Source organism: Pseudomonas sp. AC242 (assembly GCF_979258655.1).
In genome coordinates this window covers 4,652,292-4,670,000 of the sequence record NZ_OZ409873.1, presented here as the reverse complement: position 1 = coordinate 4,670,000, position 17,709 = coordinate 4,652,292, and the positions used below count along the sequence as shown (strand labels likewise).

Sequence of the window (17,709 nt, the reverse complement as noted above, 5' to 3'; positions counted from 1 at the left end):
TATGGAAGGGCCATCGCTCAACGGATAAAAGGTACTCCGGGGATAACAGGCTGATACCGCCCAAGAGTTCATATCGACGGCGGTGTTTGGCACCTCGATGTCGGCTCATCACATCCTGGGGCTGAAGCCGGTCCCAAGGGTATGGCTGTTCGCCATTTAAAGTGGTACGCGAGCTGGGTTTAGAACGTCGTGAGACAGTTCGGTCCCTATCTGCCGTGGACGTTTGAGATTTGAGAGGGGCTGCTCCTAGTACGAGAGGACCGGAGTGGACGAACCTCTGGTGTTCCGGTTGTCACGCCAGTGGCATTGCCGGGTAGCTATGTTCGGGAAAGATAACCGCTGAAAGCATCTAAGCGGGAAACTTGCCTCAAGATGAGATCTCACTGGAACCTTGAGTTCCCTGAAGGGCCGTCGAAGACTACGACGTTGATAGGTTGGGTGTGTAAGCGCTGTGAGGCGTTGAGCTAACCAATACTAATTGCCCGTGAGGCTTGACCATATAACACCCAAGCAATTTGCGTCGAAGAGACCAGATTGCGGTGTGTGAAGACGAAACGAACCGAAAGTTCGAAAGACTCACAAAACACCAGCTGTCACATACCCAATTTGCTGAAGCGAGGCCTCAAGGCCACGACTCAGTACCCGAATTTCTTGACGACCATAGAGCGTTGGAACCACCTGATCCCATCCCGAACTCAGAAGTGAAACGATGCATCGCCGATGGTAGTGTGGGGTTTCCCCATGTGAGAGTAGGTCATCGTCAAGATTAAATTCCGAAACCCCAATTGCGAAAGCAGTTGGGGTTTTGTTTTGCCTGTAGAAAAGTTTTTACTCGCGACAGCGAACAAATTTGCACAGTTATTTTCGAATCAGAACACTAGAATAGCCCCACCTTATTCGGAGCCAGAGCCTTTATGTCAGAGTCGGTTGACGCCCCCGGGCTGTCAGATTTACCGCTGGAAGACTTGGTGGCCTGTCACGAGTGCGACCTGCTGATGCGCAAGCCCACACTTGCCCACGGCGAAAAAGCGCTCTGCCCACGCTGCGGTTACGAGTTGTACGCTCACCGTCACAACGTGGTGCAGCGCAGCCTCGCCTTGGTGATCGCAGCCTTATTGCTGTACATCCCGGCAAACTTTTTACCCATCATGCAACTCAATATCCTCGGACAATCCTCGCAGGATACGGTCTGGAGTGGTGTGCTCGGCCTGTTCAATACGGACATGCAGGGCGTTTCGATTGTCGTATTTCTGTGCAGCATGGCCATACCGCTGCTCAAGTTGCTGTGCCAGTTGTTCGTGTTACTGACGATCCGCTTCAATGTCGGACGCAGCTATGGCTTGCTGCTCTATCGCATTTATCACCACCTCAAAGACTGGGGAATGCTCGAGGTCTACCTCATGGGCGTACTGGTGGCGATCGTCAAACTGGCAGACATGGCAGCCATTACCGTAGGCCTGGGTTTGGCGTGTTTCATCGGCTTGTTGTTGGTTCAGGTCTGGCTGGAAGTGGTGATGTCACCGCACCAGATCTGGCAGGCGTTATCAGGAGAGGACGCTCATGCGGGCGATTGATGCGGGCATTCTGGTGTGTACTGAATGTCATGAGTTGAACAGGCAGGAAGCGGACACCGACGAGCAGACCTGCACCCGCTGCGGTGCATTGATCCACGCTCGCAGGCCTGACAGCCTCACCCGTACCTGGGCACTGCTGATCACGGCAGCGATTATCTATATTCCAGCCAACGTGCTGCCGATCATGACTGTCAGTTCTTTGGGCCAGGGTGATCCGAGCACTATCATGTCCGGCGTGATCCAGTTGGTGCAGCACGGCATGATTCCGATCGCGGCTGTGGTGTTTATCGCCAGTATTCTCGTGCCCACCTTCAAACTGGTGGGTATTGCGCTGCTGCTGTTTTCGGTACAACGACGCCAACCGTTGTCCGCGCGTCAGCGTATCTGGATGTACCGCTTTATCGAGTTCATCGGCCGCTGGTCGATGCTCGATATTTTTGTGATCGCCATTCTCGTGGCGGTCGTCAACTTCGGCCGGCTTGCCAGTGTCGAAGCCAATCTTGGCGCCATCGCCTTCGCCAGTGTGGTGATTCTGACGATGCTCGCCGCAGTAACTTTCGATCCCCGACTGATTTGGGATAACACGGAGTCGGACGACGACCATGACTGATTTGCCCGTAGCGAAAACCCGACCGGCTTCGAACTGGTCTGCCATTTGGGTTCTGCCTCTGATCGCGCTGATCATCGGCGGCTGGCTCGGCTGGCGTGCCTATTCCGAAACTGGTATCGAGATTCAGATCCGCTTTGAAAGCGGTGAAGGCATCCAGGCCAACAAGACCGAGGTCATGTACAAAGGCATGCCGGTCGGTAAGGTCAAGGCGCTTAAGCTCGACGATGAAGGCAACTCAAAAGGTGTGATCGCCACCGTTGAGATGAACAAAGACGTCGAGCAATACCTCAAGACCAGCACGCGCTTCTGGCTGGTCAAACCGAGCGTGACCCTGGCCGGTATCACCGGCCTGGAAACTCTGGTTTCGGGTAACTACGTGGCTATCAGCCCCGGCGAAGGCGAACCGACGCGCAAGTTCAAGGCGCTGGCCGAAGAGCCGCCGTTGTCGGACGCCAAGCCCGGTCTGCACCTGACTATCAAGGCGGATCGTCTCGGATCACTGAACCGTGGCAGCCCCGTGTTCTACAAGCAGATCAAGGTCGGCCAGGTCAAAAGCTACCTGCTCTCGGAAGACCAGAGTACCGTCGAGCTCAAGGTTTTCATCGAGCCGACCTACGCCAAACTGGTGCGCAAACACACGCGTTTCTGGAACGCCAGCGGCATCAGCATCGACGCCAACCTGTCCGGGGTGAAAGTGCGCAGCGAATCGCTGGCCAGCATCGTCGCCGGTGGTATCGCTTTCGCCACACCCGAAAACCGCAAGGACAGCCCGCCGACCGATCCAAGCCTGCCATTTCGTCTGTACGAAGACTTCGACGCGGCCGCTGCCGGGATCCGTGTGAAGGTCAAACTCAGCGATTTCGAAGGTCTGCAGGCTGGCCGTACACCAGTGATGTACAAAGGTATTCAGGTCGGCAACCTGAAGGCGCTGAAGGTCGATCCGGACCTGAACAGCGCCACTGCCGAACTGACTCTTGATCCGTTGGCTGAAGACTATCTGGTGGACGGCACGCAGTTCTGGGTAGTGAAGCCGTCGATTTCCCTGGCGGGCATTACCGGTCTGGAAGCATTGGTGAAAGGTAACTACATCGCTGTGCGTCCGGGTGATAAAGGCGCGCCGCCGAAACGCGAGTTCGAGGCACGGCCGAAGGCGCCGCCGCTGGATTTGCGTTCGCCGGGCCTGCACCTGGTGTTGTTCACCGATACACTTGGCTCGATTGATGTCGGCAGTCCGATTCTGTTCAAACAGGTCAAGGTCGGTTCGGTTCAGAGCTACCAGTTCTCCAAGACTCGCAAGCAGATAGTCATCGGTGTGCACATCGAGAAGGAGTACGAAAACCTGGTCAACGCCTCGACACGCTTCTGGAACGTCAGCGGTGTCACGCTGACCGGCGGGTTGACCGGCGGAATCCAAGTGAAGAGCGAGTCGCTGCAAACCCTGATGGCCGGCGGTATCGCTTTCGAAACACCGCAAGCCAAGGCGCCGTTACAGAAGCGCATTCCGCGCTTCCGTTTGTTCGCCAACCACGATGACGCTAATCAGAAGGGTGCCGTGGTCACGATCAAGGTCGATCGCGCCGATGGTTTGCGCAGCGGCACGCCGGTTCGCTTCAAGGGACTGGATGTCGGCAAGATTGAAAGCGTTGATCTGACTGACGATCTGCAATCGGTGATCCTCACGGCGCGCATCACTGAAGTGCCGGAGAAGATCGCCCGGGTTGGTAGCCAGTTCTGGGTGGTAAAACCGGAGCTCGGCCTGATCAAGACAGAAAATCTGGAAACCCTGGTGACCGGGAAGTACATCGAAGTGCAACCGGCGGCGAAGAACCTCGGCCCGCAGAAGAACTTTGTGGCCTTGGCCAATGCGCCGGAAGTGACCAAGCAAGAGGCCGGTCTGAGTCTGGTCTTGAGCGCGGCCCGTCGTGGTTCGCTGAAACCGGGTGTGCCGGTGACTTACCGTGAAATTACCGTGGGTAAGGTCACCGGTTATGAACTGGGCCAGACAGCTGATCGCGTGTTGGTGCACATTCTGATCGAGCCGAAATACGCGCCGTTGGTGCGCAGCGGTAGCCGGTTCTGGAACACCAGCGGTGTCGGGTTTGATATCGGTTTGTTCAACGGGCTGACGGTGCGCACCGAGTCGCTGGAGACGGCGATTCAGGGAGGGATTGCCTTCGCCACGCCGGATGGCGAGCGCATGGGTAACCCGGCGCGAGCTGAGCAGACGTTTCCGCTGTTCGACAAGTTTGAGGATGAGTGGCTGACCTGGGCGCCGAAGATTTCCCTCGGTAAGTGATTCTATGGTGTCTGAAGTGGCGCCATCGCGAGCAGGCTCACTCCCACAGGGGAGCGCATTCCAACTGTAGGAGTGAGCCTGCTCGCGATAGGGCCCGCAAAATCAGCACAAATCCCAAGCCATAAAAAAGGGCCGCGATCCAAACAGATCGCGGCCCTTTTTTTGCCTTCAGTTAATGCCGATCAAACCGCATCCAGCTCTGGCTCATCCGCTTCAACATTGACCGTAGCCTTCACCACATCATGGCGACGGATGTACTTCCAGTCCGCCTCATCAATGTAGATCCCCGCCGGGCCGCTGCCACCTTCCAGGTCGATCGCGACACTGGCGCAGACCTGCGGCTTCACACTCGCCAGAATCGGCACGAAGCCCAGTTGCAGACTGGTTTCCAGCAGTGCAGCCTGGTTTTTCTCGTCGATGTCTGCGGCCTCGTCGAGGTAGTACGGCAGGCGTACGCGACCGGCCTGGTCGCGATCCATCAAGTGCAGCAACAAGTACATGTTGGTCAGCGCCTTGATGGTCATGGTTGTACCGTTGGATGCGGCGCCATCGATGTCGGTGTGGATAACCGGCTGACCGTTGACCTTGGTGATCTCGAAGGCCAGTTCGAACAAGTCCTTGAGGCCGAGCTGGTTGTGGTTTGCCGCCACCAGCCGCGCCAGGTATTCCTTGGCCTCTTCGTTCTTGTTGTCCTGCTCGGCACTTTGGCTGAGGTCGAACACCGACAGGGTTTCGCCTTCTTCGTACTGACCGGCGCTGTGGATGATCTGGTCGATGTGCTTGAGCGCTTCCTTGTTCGGCGCAAGGACGATGCGGAAGCTCTGCAGGTTGGACACTTGACGCTTGTTGATCTCGCGGTTGAACAGCGCCAGTTGATGTTCGAGGCTGTCGTAGTCGCTGCGAATGTTGCGCAGGGTCCGGGCGATATCGGTGACCGCCGCACGACGGGCCTTGCCCAGTGTCAGCGCTTCATCGGTGCGGTGCGCGTAAGCGTTGATCAGCAACGACAGGCGGCGCTCCATGTCGTCTTCGCTGTCGAACTTGGCCACGCCTTTCAGGCGCACCTGCGCGTACAGCGCTTCAATCTGGCCATCGGCGCGCAGCAGACCTTGCCAGCTGTCCTGATAGTCGTTGAGCAGTGGCAGCAGGTTGTCCATCGAATCGTCGACCGGATCCATGAACGGCGTACCGAACGGCAGATCCGCCGGCAACAACTGACGGCGACGCAGCGCATCGTCGAGGGTGCGTTGCTTGGCTTCCATATCGGCGATCTGGCGGCCGACCAGTTGCAGCTTGGCCGACAGTTGCTGGACACGTTCGGTGAAGGCGTCGCTGGAACGCTTGAGTTCGTCCTGCGCGCCTTCCATCTGCGCCAGTTGCTCGAGCTTGTCGCTTTCTTCAGCGCTCAATGTCTGCGTGCGGCGGAAATCTTCCAAGGCTTTCTGCGCGTCCAGCACTTGCTGGTACAGCGCTTCGGTCTGGGTCTTGCTCGCGGCGCGGTCGGCGGCCACGGCTTGCTGGGTTTTCAGTTGCTTGAGTTCTTTTTCCAGACGCTCTTTCTGGTCGCGCAGCGCAGCGCGGTCAGCCAAGGCCTGCAGCGCCGGCGGCTCGATGTGCGAGATGTCGATGGACAAGCCCGGCACTTCGAAGCGCTCGCCCTTGAAGCCATCGAGAATCAGCTCGACCGATTTGACCCACTCGCCGTCGTCGTCGAGGGTGATGCCGTGTTCGCCCAGTGGCAGGCTGAACAGTGCGCTATTGAACAGGCGCATCAGACGCTCGACGTCCTGTTGCGAGAACTCTTCGCGCAGACGGGCATAGCTGTTGTTGTCGGCGTGATCGAGTTGCTGCTTCACCGACTTCAGGCGTTTTTCCAGATCGCGTACGCGCTCTTCCAGATCTTCCGCACTGAATTGACGCGATTGCGCCAAGGCACCGGCCAGTTCGTCGTGGGCGTCTTTGGCGGCGAGCAATTGTTGCTCGAGCACTTTGACGTCATCGACCAGGGCGAAGCGATTTTTCAGCACCGACAATTCGCCGAGCCAGCGCTGGATACCGGAAATTTCCCGCTCCAGACGCATCAGTTCCTGAGTGCCGCCGCGCTGATCGTTTTGCAGACTGTCCTGCTCGCCACGGTAGTGGTCGGCCTGAATCGTCAGCTCATCTTTGCGCGCACTGGCGTAGTCCGACCAGGTGCCGAGCAACGAATCCAGAAGTGGCGACAGGCGATGCAGTTTGCCGCGCAGCACGTCGCGCTGTTTCACGCCGTTGGCCAAGGCTTCAACCAACGGGCCGGCAGCGACCAGCGAGTTGTAGTCCTGTTCCATCCGGCGCACGTCGCGGAAGGCTTCTTCGCAGGCGGCGATGTAATCGACGCTGCCGGAACGCAGGCTGTGTTCGAAGGCATCGAGGAACAACTGCTTGAGCTTGGCCGCGGTGATTTCGCGCATGTGCAGCAGGTTGATAAACAGCGCACGGAAAGTCTTCAGGCTCTGTTCGCTGGTGGAGCGCAGTGGAATCAGGGTCAGATCCAAAGGAATCGACGTATGACCGCCCACCAGCAAACGACGCAGCTCATCAGGCTTGAGTTCGTAGGCTTTCAGGCCTTCTTTTTCAAGGTTGCTGAACAGCTCTTTCTGGCGCAGGCAGGTGTCGTTCTTCTGGTAATGCGCCAGATCGAGCTTGCCGGCGTAAGCAAAGAACTGGTGACCGAAACCGCCGCCCGGGCCGCGACCGACCACGCCGATCACGTGCGGGCCGTGGGGCAGATTCACTTCGACAAGGATGTAGCTGGTGTCGGAAGCGAAGTAGAAGCGCCGCGATTGTTCCAGGCTGTATTTGCCGAAACTCATGTCCGACATGCGCGCCAGAATCGGGAATTGCAAGGCGTTGATCGACGCCGATTTACCGAGGTTGTTTGCGCCGTAAACCGACAGCGGTTCTTCCAGCGGGAACAGGCCGAGGCTGTAACCGGCGGTGTTCAAAAGGGCAAAGCGGCGGATGCCGTAGCGTTCCTGGCTCATGCGTCGGACTCCTGTTCTTCGGCAATGGCGCGGGCCAGTGCGTCTTCTTCGCTCTCTTCTTCAAATTCGGAAAGATCGAGCGGGTCGTCGGTTTCGAGGAATTTGGCTTCGGCCGCTTCGTCGATCAGCACCGGTGCTGGCAACGGCAGCACGCTGTGCACGCTGGCCGCCAGATCACGGTCCTGCTGTACCGACAGGCAGACGTCGAGGAAGCGGTGCATCGGCGGCAGGAAGCGGTACACGCCGTTTTCTTCGCTGGCAAAACCGAGCTGAGTCATGCGGCGCATGATCTTTTCTTCGAGTTCTTCAACGGTCTGCACTTCGGCCTGAATGAACAGGTCGCGGTATTTCTCCAGCAGCGACGGCAACTCTTCGCGGCCGAGGCTGCCGCCATCGAGCACGGCAATCGGGTCGCGGCCCTGATCGGCCAAGTGCTCGACGAGGATGAAGGTGAACAGCGCCAGACGCTGGGCAGTCTTGTTCACCGCCGCAGCGGCCATGTCCGGCACGAAGTAGTAGAAACCACGGGTATCGCAGACCAGCTCAAAACCCAGCGCCTTGAACAGCGTGCGGTATTGATCCTGGAAGTTCGACAGTTGCGTGTACAGCTCCGGGTCGCGGCGGCTGACGTGGTAACCCTTGAACAGCTCGCGGAAAATCGGCGCGAGTTGCGACAGTTCGGAAAGATCAAGATGCATTGGGGATGCTCGCAGAATTCTCGGCGGCGTTATCGCTGGCCGAGAGCAGGGCGAAGGAGCGCAGGCTGACCTGGTGCTCGTGAGTGTGGTATTCGCGGCGTTCCAGACGCTCGCGCTTGAAGCGTTTTTCCCGCGACAGGCGCGAGAACCAGTAGAGCAATTCGTCGGTGGCGCCGTCCGGTTCCTGTTCCAACAGCCAGGTCATCAGATCCGGCATCGGCAGGGCTTCTTCGCAGCGGTCGACCATCTCGCGAACGGTGCGTGGCGCGCGTGGGGCTTCGCCTTTCTGCGTTTTGTGCGCTTTCGGGAAGCGCGCCGGTTTCGGCTCGAATCGCGCCAAGGCATAAACGTAGGCTTCGACCTGACTGGCGCTGCCGAGGAAGGTGCTCTGCGGGCGGGTAAACAGCGGCATCGCCGCTTGCGGCACGGCGTCGATGCCTTTGCGGCGAATCGCTGCCAACGCCAACGCGGCGCCACGGGTCACGGCGTTGTGCCGACGCGCTTCTTCACGCAGCGGCAGCAGCAGTTCACGGGCATGACGCAAAGTCAGCTGGGCACTGGTCTGCATTTCGAGGATGCGCGCGTGGGTGCGCAGCAGCATGTCGTCATCGACCAGATGGCCGAGGCGCTGCTGTTCGCTGAGCATCTTCAGCAGCACGGTTTCGACCTTGCGCACGCCTTGTTCGAAGGCGCCGTCGGCGTTGACCAGATCGATCATCGGCTCGACATATTCGTCCCACGTCGCCAGCACTTCGGCGTAACGCTGACGCAGCGGAATTTGTCGATCGCTGGTCTTCGCGCGCTCGGCGACGGCGACCAGGGCCTGTTCGTCGTTGTCGAGCTTCTTCAGCACATCGCGCACGCGCATGTCGAGCAGGCGCAACTGGCGCGCGAGGTCGTGGCCGTCGCGGATGTCGAACGCGTCCTGGATGTAACCGGCCAGACGCTCGAGGTGACGCAGATAGGCTTCGATTTCCAGGCACAGGCCCAGCCGGTGCTCACGACGCAGGTAAGCGAGGAAGTCGTGAATCTGCGCATTCAGCTCGAAACGGTTCGGGCTTTTCGCCACCGGAATCAGAATATCGAGGCGAATCCACACGTCGAGCAGGCTGGTGATGTCCTGCGGTGTGCTGTCCAGTTGTTGGGCGGCCAGTTGCGAGCGCAGTTCGTTGAGGCTCAATGTGCCTTGGTCGAAATGCTCACACAGTGGCTCAAGCAATGCCCAGTGTTCAGCGAGGGCGCGCAAGACGCGCTTGGGTTCGATCATCGGAATGCCCGGCTGGTTGGCAATGAAAAGCGGCGATTGTACTGCATCACGAAGGATGCGATTCACTCTCGGGACGGACTGTCGCTTTCTTTAGACCAAGTCTATCGATCAACAACGGGCGATCTTGAGCGAACGGCGGTAGAATCAGCGCACTTCAGTTATCCACAAGTGGCCGACCCTTGCTAATCGAGTCCCGCCGCCGCGCCTATTTGAACGCCATGCAGGTGGTCAACTGGCTGCCGCGCACCGAATTGCCTTTCGCCGCGCCTTCACGGCCCGAGCTGCTGGACATGCCCGAGCCCGAGGTAGAGGCGCCGGTGGTGCTTGCGCCTGCGGTCGAAGCGCCCGCGCAGCCTGCCGCTCGTCCGGCCGAACGGCCGAAGATCGAAGTGCCGCGTCCTTCGTTGGCCAGCACCCGGACCAACGCCAAACCGGTGGAAGAGGCCGACGACACGCCGGTTGTCGCCAAACCGGCGCCAGTGCCACCGCCACGTTTTGCTCTGCAATTGCTTCGTGCCGGGCGCTGCCTGTTGTTGGTCGAGTTACCCACAGGTGAACCGTTCCAGAGCCGTGATCCGGCTTATCTGTTGCTCAAGGACATGCTGCGCGCCGCCGGTCTGCCGGATGCGCCGCAAATCGTCGGCGAACCGGTGCGTTGGCCGTGGCTCAATCGCGGCACCATGGATCAGGGCCCGGACGCGGCGCGCGACTTCGTTCAGGGTTTCCTTTCGGTGCAAATGGAAGCCGCTCCGTGCGCCTGCCTGTGGCTGATCGGCCTACCGGCGGTACGTTTTGCCGGTGAAGCGGATGCCGAAGCATTCAATCGTGAATTGCAGATCGAAGGTCTGGGCTCGGCCTGGGCCATTCCCGGTCTGGAATTGTTAATGGAAGAGCCACAGCGCAAGGCCGCTGTGTGGCAAGCCATGCGTCGGCTGATGGCGCGCTGGAAAGAATCGAATGAGTGACGCTGTATCGTTCCGCCCGATGACCGAGGCGGATCTGGAAACCGTGCTGAAAATCGAGTACGCCGCTTACAGCCACCCGTGGACTCGCGGGATTTTTCTTGATGGGCTGGGCAAGTACCAGATCTGGCTGATGTTCGAGGGTGAGCAGCAGGTTGGTCACGGGGTGGTGCAGATCATTCTGGATGAGGCGCATCTGCTCAACATTACCGTCAAACCTGAAAATCAGGGGCGTGGGCTGGGGCTGACGTTGCTTGAGCACTTGATGTCGCGGGCGTATGCGGCTTCGGCGCGGGAATGTTTTCTGGAAGTGCGTGACAGCAATACGGGCGCGTTCAAGTTGTATGAGCGTTATGGCTTCAATGAGATTGGCCGGCGTCGGGATTATTATCCGGCGGTGGGCGGGCGCGAGGATGCCGTGGTCATGGCTTGCACCCTGGTTGACTGATGACCTGTAGGAGCTGCCGAAGGCTGCGATCTTTTGATTTTGATGTTACGACCAAGATCAAAAGATCGCAGCCTTGGGCAGCTCCTACAGGGGGGCACGTCTGCTAGCGGTTGCCATCCAGCGGATCACGCCGCGCCAGTTCCGCCTCATCCAGCCCATTGCCACCGCCGATGTCATCTTCATCGACAATGCTCAAATCCCAATCCGCCTGATTGCCTTCCCCGGCCTCTTCGGCATCCCGCGCACCGTCTTCGTGAATCAGCGTTTCCGGGCTCAAGTCATCGTCGGTGGGTTCATGGTCAGCGGTCGATGCACCGGTAAAACCGGCCTCGCGCACCCGCTCACGCGGCATCAACTGCTCGCGCTCACGCTCGGGAATCTCATCACCGATTTTCGCGCTGGGCTGGTCTTCATCGAAATCCAGCTCATGCACCGAACCCATGCGGTCTTCGTTATCATCAATGGGTTCTGGTTGCACCGCATCGTAAGGGCGTCGTGAATCAGTCATGGCAATTCCTCATACTGTGGGCCTTACTTAGGTGGACTCGCCGGGCACACGAGAATTCCAATGAAATCACTTGCGTTGGCGGCGTGACCCCGACGGGCGGTCGTCTGTCATACCAGCGCATCTTTCTTGAGGCCTTACAGCATGCATGACTTACAAGACCTGATTGATAACAACGAACGTTGGGCTGACGCGATCACCAAGGAAGACCCGGATTTCTTCGCCAAACTGGCGCGCCAGCAAACGCCGGAATATCTGTGGATCGGCTGCTCCGATGCGCGTGTGCCGGCCAACGAAATCGTCGGCATGCTGCCGGGCGATCTGTTCGTGCACCGCAACGTTGCCAACGTGGTGCTACACACCGACCTCAACTGCCTGTCGGTGATCCAGTACGCGGTCGACGTACTCAAGGTCAAACACATCCTCGTCACTGGCCACTACGGCTGTGGCGGTGTGCGCGCGTCAATGCAGGATCGTCAGTTTGGCCTGATTGATGGCTGGCTGCGTTCGATTCGCGATCTGTACTACGAGAAACGCGAAGAACTGGCCAAGCTGCCGACCGAAGAAGAGCAGGTTGATCGGATGTGCGAACTCAACGTGATCCAGCAAGTGGCCAACGTCGCGCACACCAGCATCATCCAGAACGCCTGGCATCGTGGGCAGAGCCTGTCGATCCACGGTTGCATCTACGGCATCAAGGATGGTCGCTGGAAAAGCCTGAACACCACCATCAGCGGTTTTGAGCAATTGCCGCCGCAGTATCGTTTGCGTCCGGTTGGCGCTTTGTAACCGGGCTGTCAGCGCAAACCCGAGAGCCGCCAGCGCTGTAAAAAGTGCTGGCCCTCGATACTGGGTGGCTCGTCGTGACCGGTGATCCACCCTCGACAGCGTTTGGCTGCGCAGCCGCAGGCAAACTGATGCAGCAGTTTGTCTTCGGTGGCGGCGTAGTCCATGGTCAGCCGCTCCCCCCTGTGGATATCTTTTAACGCCCACAACCACAGCTCGCTCATGTCGAGAAATACGTTGGGGTCGCACGCGTGTTCGATCAAACCGCAAAAGCGCGGATCGTAAATGTGGATGCCCGTCAGCATTTGTCGGGTCTGTCGGCAGCGATAGGGCAGTAGTTGCCCGGACACCCGGCATATCCGATGACTTTGCACAAACTCGCTTCGCGCTGCGACCGCCATAGGGCTGCCGTGCGCATCGTGGATGATTTCGAAATCGGCACTGGCGGGAAACCCCAGTCGCACGGGCAAACCGGCGAAGGGGTAAATACCTTCAGTATCGCGTGGCGCCGATTGCGCCATGGCGTGGATATTCATAACAGTCCTTGTCGCAAAGGTTTTGCGACTTCTTTGGGTTGACGTCCTGTCAGCACTGCAATACTTCTGTTTGGATCCAATCGTGTCGTATTAGGTATAGCCGGTCTACTGTCAGATCTGACAGGCGATTTAGACGCTTTCCCGCGTCAGCATTGGCTGACACGGGAGCGCTTTCGGCGATTACAGGTGCGGGGCGGGAACGGCGGTGGCCGGCAGCGGTGCCTGCAATTGCTTCAGTTGCGCCTTGATCGGGGTGGTCGCGCACTTGGCGACGGCCTGATCCGGGGTCAGGTTGCGGATCGAGGTGTAGAACAACTCGCAGGTTTTGACCTTCTGCGTCACCTGCCACGTCTGTGTGCAACTGTTGAGGGTGGCCTGCGCATCGCTGCCCGGTTTGCTGCCCATGCCAGCCTGCCAGCAGGCCGCGCTCAAATCCTGACCCATGACTTTCAGACCCGCAGCATCAGCCTTGGCCTGGGCGTCGTCGCCGGTGTAGCTTTTCGGGTCAGCGGCATACCAGATATAGCTCGGATGGTTGGAACCCAGCACCGGCACTTTCACGCCTTCGCTTGGGCTGATCGTCGCCAGGCCCAAGACATTCACGGTTGGCCCGTATTGTTGCTTGATCCAGTTACGCACCGGTGCGCCGAACGCGACCATTGGCAGCGTCGTGCCGCTGGCGGTCTGGCTGAACTGTTTGACCAGGGTGGTCTGGTAGTCCTTGAAATAGTCATACACGCCTTCCAGATCACTGCCGGCGTTGGACGGTGCCGCGATCGGGGCGATGTCGATAATGGTCTGGAACGCTGGTGTCTGGGCGGCGGGGATGCCGTTGTCGGTCAACAGAGTCGCCCAACGATCGGTGGTGTTCGAGCGCAGATAATCCTGCGCTTGCGTCAGCGAGTAATCCGGCGGGAAATGCAGCAACTCGACACTTTTGCGGTTTTCCAGAGCCATGCCCAGCGGCAGGAACAGGTACCAGCTGTAGGCCCATTTGCCATCGGCGTTGAGCTTGCTGGCGCCGGTGTAGGCCAGATCCCCGGCGTCCAGCAGCGCCGACAGCGGTTTGTCGTAATCCTTTGGCACGCCGGTGATTTCGGCGTAGAGCTGGCCGTTGTCGGTTTTTACCAACACCTTGGCATCGGCATAACCATCGCGTTGCACGCTCTGGCTCAGGTAATGGGCGACGGTCTGTTCCAGCGTCCAGTTGCGGAAGCAGATCACGCTGCAATTGTTGGGGTAAGCGAAGAGACGGGTGACGCGTTCGGTGCTGCCCAGTTTCAGATCGACATCGGCTTGGGCGGCTGCGCTCAGTGTGAGCGCGGCGAGTGTGAGTCCTGCGAGTTTGAACATGCTCAGATCCTTTTCAGCGTGGGTTCCCCCGCGTATCGGGGGCGCCTCATAGTGGATCAGCCGCGTTTGACAGAGAAGCCGTCATCGGCAGATTTTTGCGCAAACTCGCAGGGCGGGTTTTCAAGCCTGAAAATGCAGGGCGTTGGTCAGATCGCCCATGGGTTTCTGACCCCGGGCAATCATCGCCTCGTCCCGTTGCTTGAGGCCGTCAAGGGTCTCCAACTGGAAGACACGGGTGATCAGCCGCAGGATCGACGCGGTGTCGTAGACCGTGTGATCCACCGTGCCTTTGCGCGCGAACGGCGACACTACCAGCGCCGGCACGCGTGACCCCGGACCCCAGCGGTCGCCCTTGGGCGGCGCGACGTGATCCCACCAACCGCCGTTCTCATCGACCGTGACGATGACCACCATGTTTTTCCACTGGGGGCTTTCGCGCAGCACTTTCAACGCACGCACGATATGCCGATCCCCGGAGGCCACGTCGGCGTAACCGGCGTGCATGTTCAGGTTGCCTTGCGGTTTGTAGAAGCTCACCGCCGGCAACTTGCCCGCTTCGGCATCGGCGAAAAACCTGTTGGTGCTCGACTCATCGCCCAGACCGGCATCGCGCAAGCGTTTATTGCGTTCGGCGGGGTTCTCCGGACCTTGCTGCTTGAAGTAGTTGAACGGCTGATGGTGATACTGGAAGTTGGGGATTTTCGGAATGCCGCCGGAATCCTTGTACTGATCCAGCGTCGCCTGCCACGCACCGGCATACCACGCCCAGTCAATGTTCTTTTTCGACAACTTGTCGCCGATATGCTCGTGGGTCTGCGGCACCATGACGTTGGGCAGATCCGCTTTCGAATACGCCGGGCGCTCGGGGTCGCGAATCCAGGTGGGCCAATAGGGCGGGGCGAGGGTGTTGACGCCAAAGCCGTCCGGGGTCAGCGCACTCGGGCCGAACTGCGGCGGGCCGGTCATGGCGCTGGCCGGCGATGCGTCCAGCGGCTTGAGGCGCGGATCGGCCGGATCATCGCTTTGCAGCGCGGCGATCTGCGACTTGGCCACCGAATTGGCTGCGTCCGGATAGAACGGCGCGGTGGCGCTGATCAGGTACTGGTGGTTGAGGAACGAGCCACCGAAGGCGCCCTGAAAGAAGTTGTCGCACAGCACGAACTCCTGAGCGACGTCCCACAGGCGCAGGGAATAACGGCTCTGCGCGTAATGACCCATGGTCAAACCACCGGAGTCGGCCCAAGCGACGAAGCCGTCGTTCTTGCCGCCATTGATCTGCATCTGGTTCTGATAGAACACGTGCCACAAATCGCGGGTCACCAGACCGAATGGCAAGTCTTCGCCATTCGGTCCTTTGAGGGCGAACGGTGCATTGGGCAGGTTTTCCTGAAACTGCGTGGCGCTGGGGTAAGACACGCCATCGAGGGTTTGCGGGCCGATCTGCAGGACGCCGCCCCAAACGGGTGGCAGGGTTTGCAGCAGCGAGCCGTCGCGGTCACGTTGTTGATAGTCGCCGGGCTTGAGTGCGGCCAGCGGCTTTTCGACACCGGGGAAATCACCGAACAGATTATTGAAACTGCGGTTCTCGGCGTAGATCACCACCACGGTTTTCACTTGATCGCGCAGGGCCTTGTCCAGCTCGGCTGGCGTCAGCGGGCGCTCGGCCGCTTTACCCGGTTGATCGCTGGCGCTGCCACACCCGGCCAGTGTTGCTCCGACACCCAGCACCGCGACGCCGCCGAGAAAGCGGCGGCGACTGGTGTCGGTAGGTTGATTGGATTCAGGTGCGTCAGTGCCGTCTGTGTCGTCTTTCATCTGTCAGCCCGTTTTCGCTTAAATGTTTCAATATGTTTCGGGCGGACGCTAGCAAGGGAATATGACGGTTGGGTGACAGAGCGTTTTGTCGTTGTGCTCCTAGCCGGGCATGAGCTGGGTGAGCGAATAGCCGAGCCGGCTGGCCGCTGTTATTGCAGTCATGACCACCAGAAACAGCAATTGCAGTGGACTGAAGTGCGCCCAGTGCAATGCGGTCAGCCAAGGACGGCGGTGGCTCAGCTCCGGATCGAGCGAACCGATACGGCGTTTGTGCACCTGCCCGATCAGGAGCGTGCCGACATAAGTGAGCGCGCCCAGCGGCCCAAGCATCAGCGAAAACAGCAGCACCATGACCCCTTGCGGTACTCCGTGGCGTATCAGCAGCCAGCGCGTGTCAGGGTTCCATTTGCGCGGTATCAGCCATTCGGTGAGCCACAGGTCCGGCACGATGACATAGGACGTGAGCACCACCCACCAACTCAGGGCAAAGCGAAAAAACAAAACCGGCACGCAGGCAAACAACATCGGCATGAAGACGAGGTGCATGGCCGTTTTTGTTTGGGAGGACAGATGTTGCAGGAACAGCGCCAAGGCAATCGCCGTCCAGACCCACACCCAGGTTTCGGCGGCAATCGGTCGTGGAAGGAACCGTCGCCAGTGAAAAACATCGGCATAGGGCAAACGTGCGAGCAGCTCGGGGAAGCGCCAAGTAAGCTTTTCCGACAAGTCATGGCAGGCCTGCCATTCATTCTGGCCAAAGCCGTCGATGATTTTCTTTTGCTGCAGAGGCTTGAGCGGGTTGATCAACAAGTGCGCCGCCTGAACATCGGCCGCCCATGTCCGGTCGCTTTCAGCCTTGGCGCGCAGATTGTCGTAGAAACTTTCCTGCTCGCAGCGTTCGATCAAGGTGTCCCAGAGCCAGTCCGGTTGCGGGTGCAGGCCTTTGTTGTGATCCCAGCCGAACAGTTGGCCTATGCGGTCGAACAGCGGCACGCTCCACTCAGTGTCATTGAGCACGTGCAGCAGGGTTTGCTGCCATTGTTCGCGGCGATCAAATACCTGCAGCCACGGCTGAGCGCTGTAGCGTTTGAGCACGTTGAGAAATTCGCGTTCGCTCTGGCTTTCGAGCAGCGCTTGCAGGGCGTTTCGATAATCGGCCATCAGGCTTTCAGCGAGCAGGTCGCGCTGGCGATCATTCATCAGCACGTCTTGCCACGGCCCCAGCCATCCGAGGTGCTCGACGGCCCAGTGCAGCACTGGGCTGCGCAATTGTGGCTGGTCAAAACACCGTTGCAGCAACAGTCTTTCGAATGCCTTGGCGCAGCCTTGCTGTTGCGCCTGATCCCAACGCTCGCCGAGATTTTCTGCCGACAGCCCCTCAAGCAGTTGCCGTGCGGCCTGCGCTTCAAGCACATACGCTTCTGTGTCCGGGGCCGCCGTCAGTGGCTCGACAGGCAAAACATCATCCTTCGCCAGCGGCGCAAAAGGCTCTGGGGCTGCCGGGTTGACGGGCGGAACGTCGAGATCGGCAAAATCCCACGACTGGTTTTGCGCGGGGCTGTGTTTGTTTGCCAGCACAGCATCGAACGCCAGCGCGGCAAAGGTGCTGGACGCCGTGGCCACGGCGACGTCTTCTTCGTCCGCAGGCTCAGCGTTTTCAAGGCGCCACCGGGCAATCGCCAGCGCTTGCTCGTAGGCTTCGCGCAAGCGCTGGAAACCTTCGGCATCCTCATCGGGGCGGAAGGTTTTCAGCAGGCGCGCATAGGCGCGTTTGATGTCGCGGGCTTGCGCGTCATCGTGCAGGTGCAGCACCGACCAGCAATCCATGGCCAGGCT

General features: G+C 59.3%; 14 protein-coding genes and 2 rRNA genes (1 of these 16 cut by a window edge). 8 read left to right on the top strand and 8 right to left on the bottom strand.

The genetic code is table 11. The features are described 5' to 3' along the window. The 5 genes from ACZZ0A_RS20875 to ACZZ0A_RS20855 form a co-directional block, all read left to right on the top strand. Nucleotides 1-499 (top strand): 23S ribosomal RNA (locus tag ACZZ0A_RS20875); it begins 2,395 nt to the left of the window's first position. A 151-nt stretch (nucleotides 500-650) separates the two neighbouring features. Further along, a 5S ribosomal RNA gene (gene rrf, locus ACZZ0A_RS20870) occupies nucleotides 651-766 on the top strand. 148 nt (nucleotides 767-914) lie between these two features. Then, nucleotides 915-1,574, top strand: coding sequence for a paraquat-inducible protein A (locus ACZZ0A_RS20865; protein ID WP_007912972.1), 660 nt, complete (start codon nucleotides 915-917; stop codon nucleotides 1,572-1,574). Continuing rightward, nucleotides 1,561-2,184: a paraquat-inducible protein A gene (locus ACZZ0A_RS20860; RefSeq protein ID WP_095114359.1), complete on the top strand. Its 624-nt coding sequence runs from the start codon at nucleotides 1,561-1,563 to the stop codon at nucleotides 2,182-2,184. Before ACZZ0A_RS20865 ends, ACZZ0A_RS20860 begins: the two co-directional genes overlap by 14 nt. Beyond that, nucleotides 2,177-4,480: a PqiB family protein gene (locus tag ACZZ0A_RS20855; protein WP_007912970.1), complete on the top strand. Its 2,304-nt coding sequence runs from the start codon at nucleotides 2,177-2,179 to the stop codon at nucleotides 4,478-4,480. The genes ACZZ0A_RS20860 and ACZZ0A_RS20855 overlap by 8 nt, the downstream gene beginning before the upstream one ends. Nucleotides 4,481-4,662: 182 nt before the next feature. Here the strand turns inward: ACZZ0A_RS20855 and mksF are convergent, their stop codons facing one another. The 3 genes from mksF to mksB are packed head-to-tail and all read right to left on the bottom strand — an operon-like array spanning nucleotide 4,663 to nucleotide 9,468. Next, nucleotides 4,663-7,503: an Mks condensin complex protein MksF gene (gene mksF / locus ACZZ0A_RS20850; protein WP_007912969.1), complete on the bottom strand. Its 2,841-nt coding sequence runs from the start codon at nucleotides 7,501-7,503 to the stop codon at nucleotides 4,663-4,665. Then, complete coding sequence (gene mksE / locus ACZZ0A_RS20845; protein WP_095114361.1) at nucleotides 7,500-8,201, bottom strand: Mks condensin complex protein MksE; 702 nt, start codon at nucleotides 8,199-8,201, stop codon at nucleotides 7,500-7,502. Before mksE ends, mksF begins: the two co-directional genes overlap by 4 nt. Further along, nucleotides 8,191-9,468, bottom strand: a complete 1,278-nt coding sequence (gene mksB / locus ACZZ0A_RS20840; RefSeq protein ID WP_414893553.1) for an Mks condensin complex protein MksB — start codon at nucleotides 9,466-9,468, stop codon at nucleotides 8,191-8,193. Before mksB ends, mksE begins: the two co-directional genes overlap by 11 nt. A 218-nt stretch (nucleotides 9,469-9,686) precedes the next feature. Between mksB and ACZZ0A_RS20835 the strand changes: the two genes are divergently transcribed. Continuing rightward, complete coding sequence (locus ACZZ0A_RS20835) at nucleotides 9,687-10,433, top strand: hypothetical protein (protein WP_007912965.1); 747 nt, start codon at nucleotides 9,687-9,689, stop codon at nucleotides 10,431-10,433. Beyond that, the gene (rimI, locus tag ACZZ0A_RS20830) at nucleotides 10,426-10,878 is read left to right on the top strand and encodes a ribosomal protein S18-alanine N-acetyltransferase (RefSeq protein WP_007912963.1); all 453 of its coding nucleotides are present in this window, start codon (nucleotides 10,426-10,428) and stop codon (nucleotides 10,876-10,878) included. Before ACZZ0A_RS20835 ends, rimI begins: the two co-directional genes overlap by 8 nt. Nucleotides 10,879-10,981: 103 nt before the next feature. Here rimI and ACZZ0A_RS20825 read toward each other — a convergent pair whose 3' ends face one another. Continuing rightward, nucleotides 10,982-11,386, bottom strand: coding sequence for a hypothetical protein (locus tag ACZZ0A_RS20825; protein WP_007912958.1), 405 nt, complete (start codon nucleotides 11,384-11,386; stop codon nucleotides 10,982-10,984). Between the two features lie 141 nt (nucleotides 11,387-11,527). On the opposite strand from ACZZ0A_RS20825, the gene can reads away from it, so the two are divergent. Next, a complete protein-coding gene (gene can / locus ACZZ0A_RS20820) occupies nucleotides 11,528-12,172 on the top strand; it encodes a carbonate dehydratase (protein ID WP_007912954.1) in 645 nt (214 codons plus the stop codon). 8 nt (nucleotides 12,173-12,180) lie between these two features. Here can and ACZZ0A_RS20815 read toward each other — a convergent pair whose 3' ends face one another. The 4 genes from ACZZ0A_RS20815 to ACZZ0A_RS20800 form a co-directional block, all read right to left on the bottom strand. Then, nucleotides 12,181-12,705 (bottom strand): SET domain-containing protein-lysine N-methyltransferase, encoded by a 525-nt coding sequence (locus tag ACZZ0A_RS20815; RefSeq protein ID WP_007949698.1) that lies wholly within the window; start codon nucleotides 12,703-12,705, stop codon nucleotides 12,181-12,183. Nucleotides 12,706-12,885: 180 nt separating this feature from the next. After that, nucleotides 12,886-14,058 carry a hypothetical protein gene (locus tag ACZZ0A_RS20810; protein WP_463543679.1) on the bottom strand — a complete coding sequence of 391 codons (1,173 nt, stop codon included), beginning with the start codon at nucleotides 14,056-14,058 and terminating at the stop codon, nucleotides 12,886-12,888. A 120-nt stretch (nucleotides 14,059-14,178) separates the two neighbouring features. Next, nucleotides 14,179-15,873 carry an acid phosphatase gene (gene acpA, locus ACZZ0A_RS20805; RefSeq protein WP_463543678.1) on the bottom strand — a complete coding sequence of 565 codons (1,695 nt, stop codon included), beginning with the start codon at nucleotides 15,871-15,873 and terminating at the stop codon, nucleotides 14,179-14,181. A 99-nt stretch (nucleotides 15,874-15,972) separates the two neighbouring features. Further along, nucleotides 15,973-17,700 carry a J domain-containing protein gene (locus ACZZ0A_RS20800; protein ID WP_463543677.1) on the bottom strand — a complete coding sequence of 576 codons (1,728 nt, stop codon included), beginning with the start codon at nucleotides 17,698-17,700 and terminating at the stop codon, nucleotides 15,973-15,975. Between the last annotated feature and the right edge of the window lie 9 nt (nucleotides 17,701-17,709).

What these genes read in the sequence shown, in the direction of transcription:
- ACZZ0A_RS20865 (WP_007912972.1), top strand. Translation starts at nt 915, where the DNA reads ATGTCAGAGTCGGTTGACGCCCCCGGGCTGTCAGATTTACCGCTGGAA.
- ACZZ0A_RS20860 (WP_095114359.1), top strand. Translation starts at nt 1,561, where the DNA reads ATGCGGGCGATTGATGCGGGCATTCTGGTGTGTACTGAATGTCATGAG.
- ACZZ0A_RS20855 (WP_007912970.1), top strand. Translation starts at nt 2,177, where the DNA reads ATGACTGATTTGCCCGTAGCGAAAACCCGACCGGCTTCGAACTGGTCT.
- mksF (WP_007912969.1), bottom strand. Translation starts at nt 7,503, where the DNA reads ATGAGCCAGGAACGCTACGGCATCCGCCGCTTTGCCCTTTTGAACACC.
- mksE (WP_095114361.1), bottom strand. Translation starts at nt 8,201, where the DNA reads ATGCATCTTGATCTTTCCGAACTGTCGCAACTCGCGCCGATTTTCCGC.
- mksB (WP_414893553.1), bottom strand. Translation starts at nt 9,468, where the DNA reads ATGATCGAACCCAAGCGCGTCTTGCGCGCCCTCGCTGAACACTGGGCA.
- ACZZ0A_RS20835 (WP_007912965.1), top strand. Translation starts at nt 9,687, where the DNA reads ATGCAGGTGGTCAACTGGCTGCCGCGCACCGAATTGCCTTTCGCCGCG.
- rimI (WP_007912963.1), top strand. Translation starts at nt 10,426, where the DNA reads ATGAGTGACGCTGTATCGTTCCGCCCGATGACCGAGGCGGATCTGGAA.
- ACZZ0A_RS20825 (WP_007912958.1), bottom strand. Translation starts at nt 11,386, where the DNA reads ATGACTGATTCACGACGCCCTTACGATGCGGTGCAACCAGAACCCATT.
- can (WP_007912954.1), top strand. Translation starts at nt 11,528, where the DNA reads ATGCATGACTTACAAGACCTGATTGATAACAACGAACGTTGGGCTGAC.
- ACZZ0A_RS20815 (WP_007949698.1), bottom strand. Translation starts at nt 12,705, where the DNA reads ATGAATATCCACGCCATGGCGCAATCGGCGCCACGCGATACTGAAGGT.
- ACZZ0A_RS20810 (WP_463543679.1), bottom strand. Translation starts at nt 14,058, where the DNA reads ATGTTCAAACTCGCAGGACTCACACTCGCCGCGCTCACACTGAGCGCA.
- acpA (WP_463543678.1), bottom strand. Translation starts at nt 15,873, where the DNA reads ATGAAAGACGACACAGACGGCACTGACGCACCTGAATCCAATCAACCT.
- ACZZ0A_RS20800 (WP_463543677.1), bottom strand. Translation starts at nt 17,700, where the DNA reads ATGGATTGCTGGTCGGTGCTGCACCTGCACGATGACGCGCAAGCCCGC.